The organism is Paenibacillus agaridevorans, assembly GCF_018604145.1.
Taxonomy (GTDB): domain Bacteria; phylum Bacillota; class Bacilli; order Paenibacillales; family Paenibacillaceae; genus Pristimantibacillus; species Pristimantibacillus agaridevorans.
The window spans coordinates 7,110,001-7,124,888 of the sequence record NZ_CP075889.1; the positions used below are offsets into that span (position 1 = coordinate 7,110,001).

Genomic DNA, 14,888 nt, shown 5'->3' on the forward strand with positions numbered 1-14,888 from the left:
GTTGAATACGGATTGAAGTTGGACCGTGAGGACTGGTGGACTGTATTCAAGTGAGAATGCCGGTATGAGTAACGAAAAGACAAGTGAGAATCTTGTCCGCCGAAAGCCTAAGGGTTCCTGAGGAAGGCTCGTCCACTCAGGGTAAGTCGGGACCTAACGCGAGGCCGAAAGGCGTAGTGGAAGGACAACAGGTTGAAATTCCTGTACCACCGTAAGCCGTTATGAGCAATGGGGTGACACAGAAGGGCAGTGACGCGGGCTGATGGAATAGCCCGTCCAAGCAGTGAGGCTGACTTGTAGGCAAATCCGCAAGTCGTTAGGCTGGGCTGTGATGGGGAGCGAAAATTGCAGTAGCGAAGGTCATGTACTCCGGCTGTCAAGAAAAGCCTCTAGCCAGGTGATGGTGCCCGTACCGCAAACCGACACAGGTAGGCGAGCAGAGCATGCTAAGGCGCGCGGAAGAACTCTCGTTAAGGAACTCGGCAAAATGACCCCGTAACTTCGGGAGAAGGGGTGCCTCGGTAGGGTGAATAGCCCGAGGGGGCCGCAGTGAAAAGGCCCAATCGACTGTTTAGCAAAAACACAGGTCTGTGCGAAGCCGTAAGGCGAAGTATACGGGCTGACGCCTGCCCGGTGCTGGAAGGTTAAGGGGAGCGGTTAGGGGCAACCCGAAGCTGTGAACCGAAGCCCCAGTAAACGGCGGCCGTAACTATAACGGTCCTAAGGTAGCGAAATTCCTTGTCAGGTAAATTCTGACCCGCACGAATGGCGTAACGAATTGGGCGCTGTCTCAACGAGAGATCCGGTGAAATTTTAATACCTGTGAAGATGCAGGTTACCCGCGACAAGACGGAAAGACCCCATGGAGCTTTACTGCAGCTTGATATTGGACTTTGGTACGATCTGTACAGGATAGGTGGGAGCCTTTGAAGCCGGAGCGCCAGCTTCGGTGGAGGCGCCGTTGGGATACCACCCTGATCGTATCGGAGTTCTAACCTGGTACCGTGAATCCGGTACGGGGACCGTGTCAGGCGGGCAGTTTGACTGGGGCGGTCGCCTCCTAAAATGTAACGGAGGCGCCCAAAGGTTCCCTCAGAATGGTTGGAAATCATTCGAAGAGTGCAAAGGCATAAGGGAGCTTGACTGCGAGACCTACAAGTCGAGCAGGGACGAAAGTCGGGCTTAGTGATCCGGTGGTACCGAATGGAAGGGCCATCGCTCAACGGATAAAAGCTACCCTGGGGATAACAGGCTTATCTCCCCCAAGAGTCCACATCGACGGGGAGGTTTGGCACCTCGATGTCGGCTCATCGCATCCTGGGGCTGAAGTAGGTCCCAAGGGTTGGGCTGTTCGCCCATTAAAGCGGTACGCGAGCTGGGTTCAGAACGTCGTGAGACAGTTCGGTCCCTATCTGTCGCGGGCGTAGGAAATTTGAGAGGAGCTGTCCTTAGTACGAGAGGACCGGGATGGACGTACCGCTGGTGTACCAGTTGTTCCGCCAGGAGCACCGCTGGGTAGCCAAGTACGGACGGGATAAGCGCTGAAAGCATCTAAGCGTGAAGCCCCCCTCAAGATGAGATTTCCCAGTATGTAAGACCCCTTGAAGACGACGAGGTTGATAGGTTCGGGGTGGAAGCACAGCAATGTGTGGAGCTGACGAATACTAATCGGTCGAGGGCTTATCCTAATCGCTTATTTGGTCATACAGCCGGTAAGCAAGCTAAAGATTCAGCTAAACTTTCGTATCCAGTTTTCAGCGTGCAATCCACGCTACGTTTGGTGGCGATGGCGGAGGGGAACCACGCGTTCCCATACCGAACACGACCGTTAAGCCCTCCAGCGCCGATGGTACTTGGACCGCAGGGTCCTGGGAGAGTAGGACGTCGCCAAGCACGAATAACCCACCGTAATTACTACGGTGGGTTTTTTGTGCGTTCAGGGACGGTTGGATGGAGGCTGTGCCTATCCAACCGTCCCTGGGCGACGTTTCTCTCCCTATAGCTGGGAGAGTGTCCGAACCCTCTGATCGAAGCAATTCGACGATGTTGGCCCGGCCTTAGAGGTAGGTTCAGACGCCGACCGGGGATGCGATTGCTTCGAAGCCAACTCACCCCCGGTGCGGAATGGACATCGCCAAGCAACGGTTGTCGCTCACACCGACAACCTGCCAACTAAACACACTAACTCCTTCACCTAAGTCGGCTACACTGACATACTGCCTCCAAAAACCTATGGTTACTCGAAAATAAGTCGATGAGACCGGCATACTTCCCTATAGACGCACCATGTCCCGCAAATAAGTCGGCGAGACCGACCTACTGAACTCCAAAAGCACCATTTCCCCAAATAAGTCGGCGACAGCGACTTGCTGAGCTCCAAACACAGCATTTCGCTTAAATAAGTCGGTGAGACCGATTTACTGAGCTCCAACCGAACCATTTCTCTTAAATAAGTCAGCCACCGACTTACTGAGCACCAACCGTAGCATTTTCCGCAAATAAGTTGGCGAGACCGACATACTGTCCTCATAAAACGTACCCTTCCTATTTCTGGATTTAACATATTAGGGCCAGAAGTCTCCCGCCTCTAAGCTACCTTACTCGCGATAGTGAGCGCATAGGCGGCGAGATGAATGGGCTGTCTTATACGAATTTTGTTCGCACAAACTCCTTTGTATACGAACATATGTATGGTAAAATTGGGTTGTGAGTAAACGGATATGTTCGATGGAGGTGGTGCAATGATACGAGCTCAAATCGTACATTTTCAGGCATCCAACAGGAATATGGACCGACTATTTGCCTGCAACCGGGAATCGGCGCGAGTGTGGAACGAATGTTTGCAATTGTCCAAGGACCATTACACGGCACATGAGAAATGGATCACACGATCAGAACTCCAGAAGCAAACCAAGGGCAGATTTCACTTGCATAGTCAGTCGATCCAGTCGGTTTGCCATAAATACCTGTTTGCCCGGGATTCCGCTTATCAAGCGGTTCAGCAGGGAGTGAAAACGGCACGGTATCCGTATAAGAACAAGAAACATTACAACACAAAATGGGCGAAAGATGGATTCAAGGTAGCCCGAAACGGGACCCTCTCCCTTTCTATGGGAAATCACCATGGCAAGAGAGAGGAGCCTATCGTGATCCATACGACCGGGCTTCCTGATGGTCAGATCAAAGAAATTGAGCTTTGTTATGACAACGAGTTATACCTGGCTGTTTCCTATGAAGACGGGTTCGAAAGCAAACATTACGAGAAGAAACAGACGGCCGGGGTTGATCCGGGTGAAATTCACACACTATCCGCTTTCTGCGAGGATGGGGAAAGCTTAATGATCACAGGACGAAAGGTGCGCTCTATTCATCGTTTACGCAACAAAAAGTTGGCGGACATTCAGCAGCTGCAGTCTAAATGCAAAAAGGGCTCACGGCAGTGGAGAAGGTACCAGAAAGCCAAACGATATATCCTCAGCAAGTCCGAAAAACAACTGAGAGATGCCTTGCACAAGACCACGAAGCTATTTGTAGATTGGTGTGTCCAGCAGTCGGTCTCCGATGTCCATATGGGAAATGTAGAAGGCGTCCAGCGAAATACGCGTAAGAAAAACCGTGTCAACCGTAAACAAGCACAGCGATTGTCGAATTGGTCTTTCGGTAAAGTGAAACAGTACTTGACCTACAAGCTGGAGCAGCAAGGCATCCAGCTCCATAGCATAGACGAATCCTATACGAGTCAGACTTGTCCAGTCTGCACGAAGAGAAATAAAGTTTCTTCGAGAACTTACCGATGTGCCTGCGGATATACGGAGCATCGGGATATTCATGGAGCGAGGAATATTCTCAGCAAAGCTCTATATGACAAGATGGTCCATTTCGTGGACGCACAAGTCAAGTATCTACGGATTGCGTAAGCAAAAAGTAGTAGATGGGCTGTTCCGCCCCATGTGCCGAAGGCACATGTTGCTTACTTAGACCACTTTCGATGACACCCATACACATGGCTAGAAGGTATGGAGTAGGAGTGGTAAACCCGCTTCTACAGCGTTGTATCGAAGTTGTTGATGGTAAGAAGCCCCCACTTCAACCTGTAAGCGTATGTGGGGGAGGTTCACGTATATACTTAGATCTGTGTTCCAAACGATTCGAAGGAGTAAAGTTACAATGATGGGAAGAACGGGTCTGATGTTTATCTGTGTATTATCGCTGTTAATGACTTCATTTTCTCAATTTGATGTGTTCCAATTATTCAATAATAGGGATTGTAGCTTGTCTCGAATCATGATGATGCATATCCAAATTCAAGAGCCCGGCGATCCTATTCAAGCGGAGCATCCGGAGAAATCATTCCGTATGAGTAAAGCTGAATTCAATCGGATTCCTTTTGTATGCCCGGATGAAAGTGTAATGATTCTCGCAGATGTACCTGATGATACGAAGGTGACGTTAGAGGAGTATTTGATGACTCGTAAAGGCCGGTTGATTGATAACTCGCAAGCACCTCATACAATAGACATCACATTCCGGGGAGGAAGCGCCGAATTAATATTTAGAAGATACGAATTGCCTGCCGATCCCGAGAAAAGCCAGTTTGATCCCATTGACGTAATGGTCGGCTACAAATGGGTAGACGAGTCGGTATCGCAGGAATTTTCTTTTGCGGTAAGGAGCAAGGCATGGTATTTTAAACTTCCCCCTAATGAACGAGGTCAAAGCCCATGCATGCCTCAAGAGCCCAATTGCGATACGGACTTCAGCATGTTACATTAGCGAGTAGTTGAACTTTACATAGATGGAGGGACTGGGATGGAACAGGAAGTACGGATTGAGCGACTCGGTTCGGATCGCTTTGATGAGAGCATGGAGCTGTCGCAATTTGCGTTTCAATATGTACGCTCGGAGCAAGAACTGGAAGCAGCGAGGGAAAGAGTGGAAGACCAGCCTTCAGACCGCTGGGCCGTTTACGTTGACGATGCCATTGCCGCGCAGGCAACGGTGCTGGAGCTGCATACCTATATAGCAGGCAAGCCATTCGCGATGGGAGGACTCGCAGGTGTCGCGACTTGGCCGGAGTATCGTCGGCAGGGCTTCGTCGGCAAGCTGCTGCTGCATTCGCTGGAAGCGATGAAGGAGAAGGGGCAGACGATTTCCTTTCTGCATCCGTTCGAATTCGGCTTCTACCGGAAGTTCGGCTGGGAGACGTACACGGAATACAAAACATACACACTGCTGCCGAACCAGCTGCCGCCACGTCTCGTAAGTCCCGGACGGGTGGAACGCGTGAACGGCTACGAGCTCCTTTACGAGGTGTATGAGTCCTACGCTTCCCGATACAATGGCGCGCTCAAGCGAGACGAGAAGTGGTGGAAGCACCGGATCAACGTTCAGAATCCGACTAAGAGGGTTATTTATCGCGATGGAGACGACAGCGTTCAAGGGTATCTCATCTATTCGGTCGCGAACAAGGAGCTGAAGGTCAAAGAGCTGATCTGCTTAAACGACGAAGCGAGGGATGCGCTATGGAGTTTTATTGCCCAGCATGACTCCATGATCGACAAAGTGACGCTGCAAGCGCCGGTCGACGACCAATTGATCGATCTGCTGCCCAATCCGAGGATCAAGCAGGAGGTTGTGCCGTATTTTATGGCGCGGATCGTGGACCTGAGGGGATTCGTCGAACAATATCCGTTCGTGCCGGGCGAAGAGTCGTTACGGGTGACGCTGGAGATCACGGACAAGCAGGCTTCTTGGAATGAAGGAACCTTCGAGCTTGTCATCGACGAGACAGGACAGGCGACACTGAACGATGCGACAAGAGGCGAAGCAGAGGGAATGGTAGGGGAACAATCGGAAAAGGGCCTGATCAGGATCGGAATCGGAGCTCTTGCGATGCTGCTGTTAAGCTACCGAACTGGGGCGGAATTATCGGGTTCCAAGCGCATACATGGATCGGCAGATGCAATAGCAATAAATCGCTTACAAGCCAGAATACCCGAACGAACAACGTATCTTCCGGATTATTTCTGAAGATTGAGAACTTTCCGTATTCGGAAGATGAGTGGAATAGTGGGATTTATCGCCTCCTGACGAGCCTTGACAGCCCCTACCCCCTCTGCTAATATTGCAATAATATATTTGAGAGGCACTGAAAATAAGGGAGGAAATTACTCGTGTGGGAAACGAAATTCGCTAAAGAAGGGCTTACGTTCGACGACGTATTGCTTGTTCCGCGCAAATCAGAGGTACTGCCTAGAGAAGTCAACATCTCCGCTCGGTTAAGCGCAGGAATCAAGCTTAACATCCCGCTCATCAGCGCAGGCATGGATACCGTTACGGAAGCTGCTTTGGCGATTGCGATCGCTCGTGAAGGCGGAATCGGTATTATTCATAAGAATATGTCCGTAGCACAGCAAGCGGAAGAGGTAGATCGCGTTAAGCGCTCGGAGAGCGGCGTTATCACGAATCCGTTCTCTCTGACTCCCGATCATCATGTGTACGATGCGGAGGAGCTTATGGGCAAATACCGGATCTCCGGCGTACCGATCGTCGATGCGGACAAGAAGCTTGTCGGCATTTTGACGAACAGGGATCTGCGCTTTGTTCATGATTATTCCATCAAGATCAGCGATGTGATGACCCGCGAGAACCTTGTGACAGCGCCAGTCGGAACAACACTGCAAGAGGCGGAAGGCATTCTGCAGAAGCATAAGATCGAGAAGCTTCCTCTCGTGGACGAGGAGAACACGCTGAAGGGTCTTATTACGATTAAGGATATCGAGAAGGCGATCCAGTTCCCTAACGCGGCAAAAGATTCGCATGGCAGATTGCTGTGCGGCGCAGCCGTCGGTATCTCCAAGGACACGATGGATCGAGCAGAAGCGCTTGTGAACGCGGGCATCGACGTTCTCGTAGTCGACTCGGCTCACGGACATCATATTAATATTCTTGAAGCGGTACGCAAGCTGCGGGCCCAATACCCGGATCTGACGATCATTGCGGGCAACGTGGCGACTGGCGAAGCGACTCGCGACCTGATCGAAGCCGGCGCATCCGTAGTCAAGGTTGGCATCGGGCCGGGCTCCATCTGTACGACTCGCGTCATCGCGGGTATCGGCGTACCTCAAATTACGGCGATCTATGATTGCGCGACAGTGGCTCGCGAATACAACGTTCCGATTATCGCGGACGGCGGCATCAAGTACTCCGGCGATATTACGAAGGCTATCGCAGCAGGCGCCAGCGCCATCATGATCGGCAGCCTGTTTGCAGGCACGGCCGAGAGCCCGGGCGAGACGGAGATCTTCCAGGGCCGCAGCTTCAAGGTATACCGCGGCATGGGCTCCCTGGGCGCCATGAAGGAAGGCAGCAAGGACCGTTACTTCCAAGAGAACGAGAACAAGCTCGTTCCGGAAGGCATCGAAGGCCGCGTGCCTTACAAAGGACCGCTTGCCGATACGGTTCACCAACTGCTCGGCGGACTTCGTTCCGGCATGGGCTACTGCGGAACGTCTTCCCTGGAAGAACTGAAGAACGATACGCAGTTCGTTCGCATTACAGGCTCCGGTCTTCGCGAGAGCCATCCGCATGACGTTCAGATCACGAAGGAAGCGCCTAACTACTCCCTGTAAGGGGCGGTTATCGTCGTTCTTCGATGTTATAGGACGGTCAGCGCATCAACGTATGTACAACTGTTACGAACACCCGTCAAACGGGATTCTAACCAGGCAGCTTGGCCATTATGGCTGAGTTGTCTGGTTTATTTTTGTAATGGCGGTTTAGATGAAGGATTCCTCATTCTGCGGGCTTGAACAGAGGTTTAATTATGACGCTCTCCTATGTTACAATTATGAGCGGATAAACCAATGGGGAAATGGGGATACGAGTGTGAAAGTAATGGGAAGGCCGATTCGGTTGTTGTCTGTCGTCGCTGCTTGCCTTGCAGTATGGATCACGGCGTTGTCGCTTGGCGCGTCCACGACGCTTGCCGTCGGGTTCGACAATAGGCCAAGCACGGAAAATTCACTTGGACTTCAAGTTAAGTCCGCTATTTTAATCGAAGCGGAGTCGGGCCAGGTGTTATACGAGGTCAATCCGGATCAACCTTTGCCGATTGCGAGTATGACTAAGCTCATGACGGAGTATATTGTGCTCGAGGAGATCTCTTCGGGTCGCCTGTCCTGGGATCAACCGGTTACGGTAAGTCCTGAGGCTGCCGATACTCATCCATCCGAATCACAAATTTATTTGGCCGCGGGCGATCAGCATACCGTAAAGGAATTATATCTGGCTATGGCCGTTGGTTCGGCCAATGATGCAACGAAGGCATTAGCTACGGTAATTGCGGGCAGTCTGCAAGCTTTCATAGCGAAGATGGAAGAAACAGCGGACAAGCTGGGTCTCGACAGCGCCGTATTCACTAGCGTGACTGGCTTCGAAGATACGACGGTAATGTCGGCCAGCGATGTCGGGAAGCTCGCGCGCATTATTTTGCTCGATCATCCGGAGTTTCTGGAATTCTCCAGCATGCAAAGCTACAAGTTCCGTGAGCGCGATAAGGATCCGATGATCAATATTAACTATATGCTGGGATCCAACGTCAATGTGCCAAGCTTCAAGAGCCTGGCGTATGAAGGCGTGGACGGCATGAAGACCGGCTTTATCAATGCGGCGGGTTATAACTTCACAGGCACGGTAAAGCGCGGCGATATGCGCTATATCAGCGTTGTTATGGATACAAGCACGAAGAACACGCGGTTCTATGAGACGGCGAAGTTGTACAACTACGCTTTTGCCACTTTCGAAAAGAAGACGGTGCTTCCTCCCAAGTCGGTGGTAGAAACGATCGAAACGGTCAAGATTAAGAAGGGCGTGCAGAAGTCGATCCCTGTCGTGACGGAGAAGGACATTACGTTCATGGTGCAGAAGGGCGTAGAGGCCGAGATTGCCATGACGAAGTCGGAGCTGACGCCGGAGAGCGAGCTGGTGGCGCCAATCGCCGCCGGGACCAAGGTCGGCACGGTGACGTACACGTACAAGGATAAGCTGACGGGCAACGACCTGAATTATACGGTTAATCTCATTACGGCGGAAGAGGCCGAGAAGGCGGGCTGGTTTAAGCTGTTCTTCCGTGCAATCGGCGAGTTTTTCGCGAATTTGTTCAACAGCATTCTGGATCTGTTCTAATGAACGGGGCTTGTCTCCTGGATAGGGCTTAATCCGACCCGCTGGCAAGGAATAAAAGCTTGTCGATTGATCGGCATTCCTGTAAAATAAATGGTTAGTACGCTTCGGCATCATACATCCGGCAAGGATGACAAATAGGAGGAAGAAAACTGATGGAAACAGGCACTTCGCGCGTTAAGCGCGGTATGGCAGAGATGCAAAAAGGCGGCGTTATCATGGACGTCATGAACGCCGAGCAAGCTAAGGTCGCGGAAGCGGCCGGCGCTACGGCAGTCATGGCGCTTGAGCGCGTACCTTCGGATATTCGCGCGGCCGGCGGCGTAGCCCGTATGGCTGACCCGACCATCGTAGAAGAGGTTATGAAAGTTGTTTCTATTCCGGTCATGGCGAAGGCGCGGATCGGTCACATCGTAGAAGCAAGAGTACTGGAATCGATGGGCGTAGACTACATCGACGAGAGCGAAGTACTGACTCCTGCCGACGAAGTGTTCCACATCAGCAAAAACGAATTCACGATTCCGTTCGTATGCGGAGCGAAGGACCTCGGCGAGGCGCTTCGCCGTATTCAAGAAGGAGCGGCTATGCTTCGTACGAAGGGTGAGCCGGGAACAGGCAATATCGTAGAAGCTGTTCGCCATCTTCGTCTGATCAACGGTCAAATCCGCAAAGTACAAGCCCTGTCGAAGGACGAGCTGTACCACGAGGCGAAAGTGCTGGGCGTTCCTTACGAGCTTCTGCTCGGCGTACACGAGAGCGGCAAGCTGCCGGTCGTTAACTTCGCAGCAGGCGGCGTAGCGACGCCATCCGACGCGGCTCTGATGATGGAGCTGGGCGCTGACGGCGTATTCGTAGGCTCCGGTATCTTTAAGTCCGACAGCCCTGAGAAGTTCGCTCGCGCGATCGTCGAGGCAACGACTCACTATCAGGACTACAAGCTGATCGCGGAAGTGTCCAAGAATCTGGGCGCGCCGATGAAGGGCATTGAGATCTCCAAGCTGGATGCTGCATCCCGTATGCAGGATCGCGGAATTTAATACTGTAACCGGCCAAGCCATCAGGCTTGGCTGGTTCTCTAAAGGAAGGCGAAGAAAGTGATGAAAATCGGCGTACTAGCGCTGCAGGGAGCTGTAGCGGAACATATACGCAGTCTGAAGGCGGCGGGCGCGGAAGCGTTGGCCGTCAAGCGCGCCCAGGAGTTGGACGAGCTGCAGGGCCTCGTCATTCCGGGCGGCGAAAGCACGACGATTGGCAAGCTGATGCGGAAGTATGGTTTCATGGATGCGATCCGCTCCTTCTCTGCGCAAGGCAAGCCCGTGTTCGGCACTTGCGCGGGACTCATCGTGCTGGCGGATGCCATTGAAGGACAAGAAGAAGCCCATCTCAGACTGATGGATATGACGGTAGCGCGCAATGCGTTCGGCCGTCAGCGCGAGAGCTTCGAGACGGATCTTCCCGTTAAGGGAATCGACGAGACGGTACGCGCCGTCTTCATTCGCGCCCCGCTCATCAAGTCGGTCGGACCGGAGGTCGACGTGCTGTCGACGTACAACGGCGAGATCGTAACAGCAAGACAAGGCACGCTGTTGGCGGCCTCGTACCACCCCGAGCTGACGGACGACTACCGTCTGCACGCTTACTTCGTCGATATGGTGAAGGAAGCGGCGGCAGCCGGCTCCAGGGCTTAATTCTAAACAAGACTTATACAGTTAGACCCGACAGATAAACGAGACTACTCCTTATGAGGGGAGCAACACAACGTGTTAGATGTTAAAATATTGCGTTCCGACCTGGCCAAGGTGGAACAAGCTTTAAAAAATAGAGGGGCGTCGCTTGAGCTCATTGCCGGCTTTACCGAGCTGGACGTGAAGCGCCGCGAGATGATCGGGGAGACGGAACAGCTTAAGAATCGCCGGAACATCGTATCCGCAGAGGTTGCCAAGCTGAAGAAGTCGGGCGGCGACGCGGAAGCGCTCATCCTGGAGATGCGCGAGGTAGGCGACCGGATCAAGGCAATCGACGAGGAGCTTCGCGAGATGGACAGCGCGGTCGAGGAGATCCTGCTGAACATTCCGAACATCCCGCACGAGAGCGTGCCGGTAGGCGCCTCGGAAGAAGAGAACGTGGAAGTGCGCCGCATTGGCGACCTGCCGTCTTTCGGTTTCGAGCCCAAAGCCCATTACGATATCGCCGCCGATCTCGGCATTCTGGACTTCGAGCGCGCGGGCAAGGTAACAGGCTCAAGGTTCACGTTCTACCGCGGTCTCGGCGCCCGTCTGGAGCGTGCCCTGATCAGCTTTATGATGGATCTGCACAGCGACCAACACGGCTACGAGGAAGTGCTGCCTCCGTATATCGTAAACAGGGACAGCCTGATCGGAACGGGTCAGCTGCCGAAGTTCGAGGAGGACCTGTTCAAGATCAAGGATACGGAATATTACCTGATCCCGACGGCCGAAGTGCCGGTGACGAACATTCACCGCGACGAGATTCTGGACATCCAGGATCTGCCGAAGAATTTCGTGGCTTACAGCGCATGCTTCCGCTCCGAAGCGGGCGCGGCGGGACGCGACACGCGCGGTCTGATCCGCCAGCATCAATTCAACAAGGTGGAGCTCGTGAAGCTGGTGAAACCCGAGGATTCCTACGACGAGCTCGAGAAGCTCACGAACGAAGCCGAGAAGGTGCTGCAGCTGTTAGGACTGCCTTACCGCGTGCTGACGCTGTGCTCGGGCGATATGGGCTTTACATCGGCGAAGACCTACGACCTTGAAGTATGGATTCCTAGCGCCAACACATACCGCGAAATTTCCTCATGCTCGAACTTCGAGGATTTCCAGGCGCGCCGCGCGGCGATTCGGTTCCGCAGAGAACCTAAGAGCAAGCCGGAATTCGTGCATACGCTCAACGGCTCCGGCTTGGCGGTAGGACGCACGGTAGCGGCGTTGCTGGAGAATTATCAGCAGGCTGACGGCTCGGTGGCCATTCCAGAAGTGCTTCGTCCTTATATGGGCGGCGTAGCGGTTATTTCGAACGGTTAAGCAAGAAGGCGAGGCCATTCCCCTATTTGGCGGCCTCGGCGGTTAGGGTAGCGTTATGAAGCTGCTGTCTTGCCGCCGTGGGCGCCACTTGGACGTGGAGAGAATGCCGTGGATGTACGACTGGGGCAAAATAGAAGTTGATTATGGATTTTGTCTTGTGGTACAATATCTTTTGTTACGCTTATATGTGGAGAGGTACCGAAGCGGTCATAACGGGGCGGTCTTGAAAACCGTTAGGGCGCAAGCCCACATGGGTTCGAATCCCATCCTCTCCGCCAGTATGAAAAACAATCAACCGATTCCTGTTCGACAGGGATCGGTTTTTTTCATACTGGCGTGGATGGGATTCGAACGGGCCGTTAAGCGAAGATGCCCAAAGGCATGTTCGTAGGCCCCGGCGTGATAGTCGCATTACCATGACCGTTTATACGGTCATGGTGCGACGGAGCGAATCCCATCCTCTCCGCCAGTATGAAAAACAATCAACCGATTCCTGTTCGACAGGGATCGGTTTTTTTCATATTGGCGTGGATGGGATTCGAACGGGCCGTTAAGCGAAGATGCCAAAAGGCATGTTCGTAGGCCCCGGCGTGATAGTCGCATTACCATGACCGTTTATACGGTCATGGTACGACGGAGCGAATCCCATCCTCTCCGCCAGTTACACGAAAATGCAAAGCCCGCGCATGCTGTCCGGGCTTTTTTTTGATTGTATAGGAAATGATGCAACCCCAAGAGTTGTGAACAAAGGAACGAGCAGCTATAGACGTTAAAAACGCCGATGGACCGAAAAGTAACTCTGATTAACGCTCATAGGCGTCAGTAACGCCTATGGCTCTAAAAAGTAGGCGAACGAGCAGCTATAGACGTTAAAAACGCCGATGGACCGAAAAGTAACTCTGATTAGCGTCCATAGGCGTTAGTAACGCTTATGGCTCCAAAAAGTAGGCGAACGAGCAGCTGAAGGCGTTAAAAACGCCGATGGACCGAAAAGTAACTCTGATTAGTGTCCATAAGCGTTAATAACGCTTATGGCTCCAAAAAGTAGGCGAACGAGCAGCTGTAAGTATAATGGGACCGATTATTTCCATTATCGCTTGGGTTGGAGCATGCCTTCCGCAGAGCCGGATTCAGCTTTTCTGCAATGGCTGGATGCCAGGGAACTTCTCTCCGCCTGGATTCGAGAGATGGGGGACAGTTTTACATTGCCGGATTACTGAGTATATACTTGGAGTTTGCTCCAACCGTCTCAGCCTTTGCGGCTGGACGGTTTTTTTGTATGGCGGCAGTGGATAAAAGGGGATGTTCCTTCGCATCTTAACGAGTGTGGAGGTGTTAGATCACAATGGCCAAATCAGACCAGCTTCGCATGGATCCGCAGCAGCTGGCGGACGCTTGGAGCCGCACGCTTCCGGAGACGATGAATGCTTCCGATCGCTGCGAGGTGCATAGGGACGAGTCGGACGCGACAGCATTGCGCGTAACGATTCATTCGGCAGGGCATGCGATGTACGAATTCGATTTCAAGGTGACGTATGTGGATAGCCGCGAGGTGCTTGTCGAGCTAATCGACGTGGAGAAGGACAACGTGTCGATCGACGAGAGACCGGATGCGATTCAGCAATTGATCCATGATTATAAGCGGCATATTCACGAGTGCGCTCAAGCATTGCAGTCATTAACACATGCATAGGAGTGATGGGGTATGTCCAAAGCGAAGGGCTCGGCAGACAAAAATTTGTCTAACGTCGTAGAGGCTCTCGAAGCAGAGCCGGTAAACAGCCATCATGCGCAGCAACTGCAGCAGGACAAAAACGATCGACGGCATCAAGATTCGCTGAATTTCGATCAACCGTCAGACTTGAGTCATCCGCGAAGCTAGGACCTGTTCCAAGCAAGCGGCATTCCAACCTTGCAGGAGGTCAGACCATGTCCAAGCCGGATTCCTATCCTAACCCGGATAGCGTGCCTCATAACCAGAAGAATCGGAAAGACCATAACGAGAGCCTGCAGGCTCCTCTTTCGGGCTCCAAAAAGACGAAGCAGCGCAACCACGTTAGCCATAATAATCCGCAGGGTTAACGCTAAGGGCAGGTTGCGGAACGATCGATGAAAAGGTTGAAGAAACGTTCGAAGAAACGCTCGAAAGAGCATAAGCCCGGTTCGGCCTTGAATGCCGAATCGGGTTTTCTTTCCGTTAAGGAAATAATGAGCCTGCAGCTGTAGGCGTTAAAAACGCCGATGGGCCGTAAAGTAACTCAGATTAGCGTCCATAGGCGATAGTAACGCTTATGGCCCCAAAAAGTAGGCGAACGAGCAGCTGTAGGCGTTAAAACCGCCGATGGACCGTAAAGTAACTCAGATTAGCGTCCATAGGCGTTATTAACGCTTATGGCCCCAAAAAGTAGGCGAACGAGCAGCTGTAGGCGTTAAAACCGCCGATGGACCGGAAAGTAACTCTGATTAGCGTCCATAGGCGTTATTAACGCTTATGGCCCCAAAAAGTAGGCGAACGAGCAGTTGTAGGCGTTAAAACCGCCGATGGACCGGAAATTAACTCTGATTAGCGTCCATAGGCGTTAGTATTGCTTATGGCTCCAAAAAGTACAAGTTTTGCAACTACTGCGCAAAGACAGTGAAACGTAAACGAATTGTGGAGAAAAG

Annotated in this window: 11 protein-coding genes, 1 tRNA gene and 2 rRNA genes (1 of these 14 running past the window's edge); all 14 read left to right on the forward strand. The window is 52.5% G+C overall.

The genetic code is table 11. The annotated features are described in order from the left end of the window. Window positions 1–1,688, forward strand: a 23S ribosomal RNA gene (locus KJW29_RS28590) (it extends 1,245 nt beyond the left edge of the window). An 88-nt stretch (window positions 1,689–1,776) separates the two neighbouring features. Next, window positions 1,777–1,893 (forward strand): 5S ribosomal RNA (gene rrf / locus KJW29_RS28595). An 848-nt stretch (window positions 1,894–2,741) separates the two neighbouring features. Continuing rightward, window positions 2,742–3,917 carry an RNA-guided endonuclease InsQ/TnpB family protein gene (locus KJW29_RS28600; RefSeq protein WP_214627203.1) on the forward strand — a complete coding sequence of 392 codons (1,176 nt, stop codon included), beginning with the start codon at window positions 2,742–2,744 and terminating at the stop codon, window positions 3,915–3,917. A 250-nt stretch (window positions 3,918–4,167) separates the two neighbouring features. Next, window positions 4,168–4,773, forward strand: a complete 606-nt coding sequence (locus tag KJW29_RS28605) for a hypothetical protein (RefSeq protein ID WP_214627204.1) — start codon at window positions 4,168–4,170, stop codon at window positions 4,771–4,773. 36 nt (window positions 4,774–4,809) lie between these two features. Continuing rightward, a complete protein-coding gene (locus tag KJW29_RS28610; RefSeq protein ID WP_214627205.1) occupies window positions 4,810–6,030 on the forward strand; it encodes a GNAT family N-acetyltransferase in 1,221 nt (406 codons plus the stop codon). A 143-nt stretch (window positions 6,031–6,173) separates the two neighbouring features. Continuing rightward, window positions 6,174–7,631 carry an IMP dehydrogenase gene (gene guaB, locus KJW29_RS28615; protein WP_087570014.1) on the forward strand — a complete coding sequence of 486 codons (1,458 nt, stop codon included), beginning with the start codon at window positions 6,174–6,176 and terminating at the stop codon, window positions 7,629–7,631. Window positions 7,632–7,896: 265 nt separating this feature from the next. Beyond that, window positions 7,897–9,186, forward strand: coding sequence for a D-alanyl-D-alanine carboxypeptidase family protein (locus tag KJW29_RS28620; protein WP_087570013.1), 1,290 nt, complete (start codon window positions 7,897–7,899; stop codon window positions 9,184–9,186). 149 nt (window positions 9,187–9,335) lie between these two features. Beyond that, entirely contained in the window at window positions 9,336–10,220 is an 885-nt protein-coding gene (gene pdxS / locus KJW29_RS28625) for a pyridoxal 5'-phosphate synthase lyase subunit PdxS (protein WP_214631357.1), read from the forward strand. A gap of 60 nt (window positions 10,221–10,280) precedes the next feature. Beyond that, entirely contained in the window at window positions 10,281–10,871 is a 591-nt protein-coding gene (gene pdxT / locus KJW29_RS28630) for a pyridoxal 5'-phosphate synthase glutaminase subunit PdxT (protein ID WP_281426390.1), read from the forward strand. A 72-nt stretch (window positions 10,872–10,943) separates the two neighbouring features. Next, on the forward strand, window positions 10,944–12,224 hold the full coding sequence (serS, locus tag KJW29_RS28635; RefSeq protein WP_214627207.1) for a serine--tRNA ligase: 1,281 nt from the start codon (window positions 10,944–10,946) through the stop codon (window positions 12,222–12,224). Between the two features lie 189 nt (window positions 12,225–12,413). After that, window positions 12,414–12,502: transfer RNA gene (locus KJW29_RS28640), tRNA-Ser, on the forward strand. A gap of 1,067 nt (window positions 12,503–13,569) precedes the next feature. Continuing rightward, window positions 13,570–13,917, forward strand: coding sequence for a hypothetical protein (locus KJW29_RS28645; RefSeq protein WP_087570004.1), 348 nt, complete (start codon window positions 13,570–13,572; stop codon window positions 13,915–13,917). A gap of 12 nt (window positions 13,918–13,929) precedes the next feature. Continuing rightward, on the forward strand, window positions 13,930–14,106 hold the full coding sequence (locus KJW29_RS28650) for a hypothetical protein (protein ID WP_187103197.1): 177 nt from the start codon (window positions 13,930–13,932) through the stop codon (window positions 14,104–14,106). 47 nt (window positions 14,107–14,153) lie between these two features. Then, on the forward strand, window positions 14,154–14,306 hold the full coding sequence (locus KJW29_RS28655; protein WP_108991715.1) for a small acid-soluble spore protein P: 153 nt from the start codon (window positions 14,154–14,156) through the stop codon (window positions 14,304–14,306). Window positions 14,307–14,888: the final 582 nt, after the last annotated feature.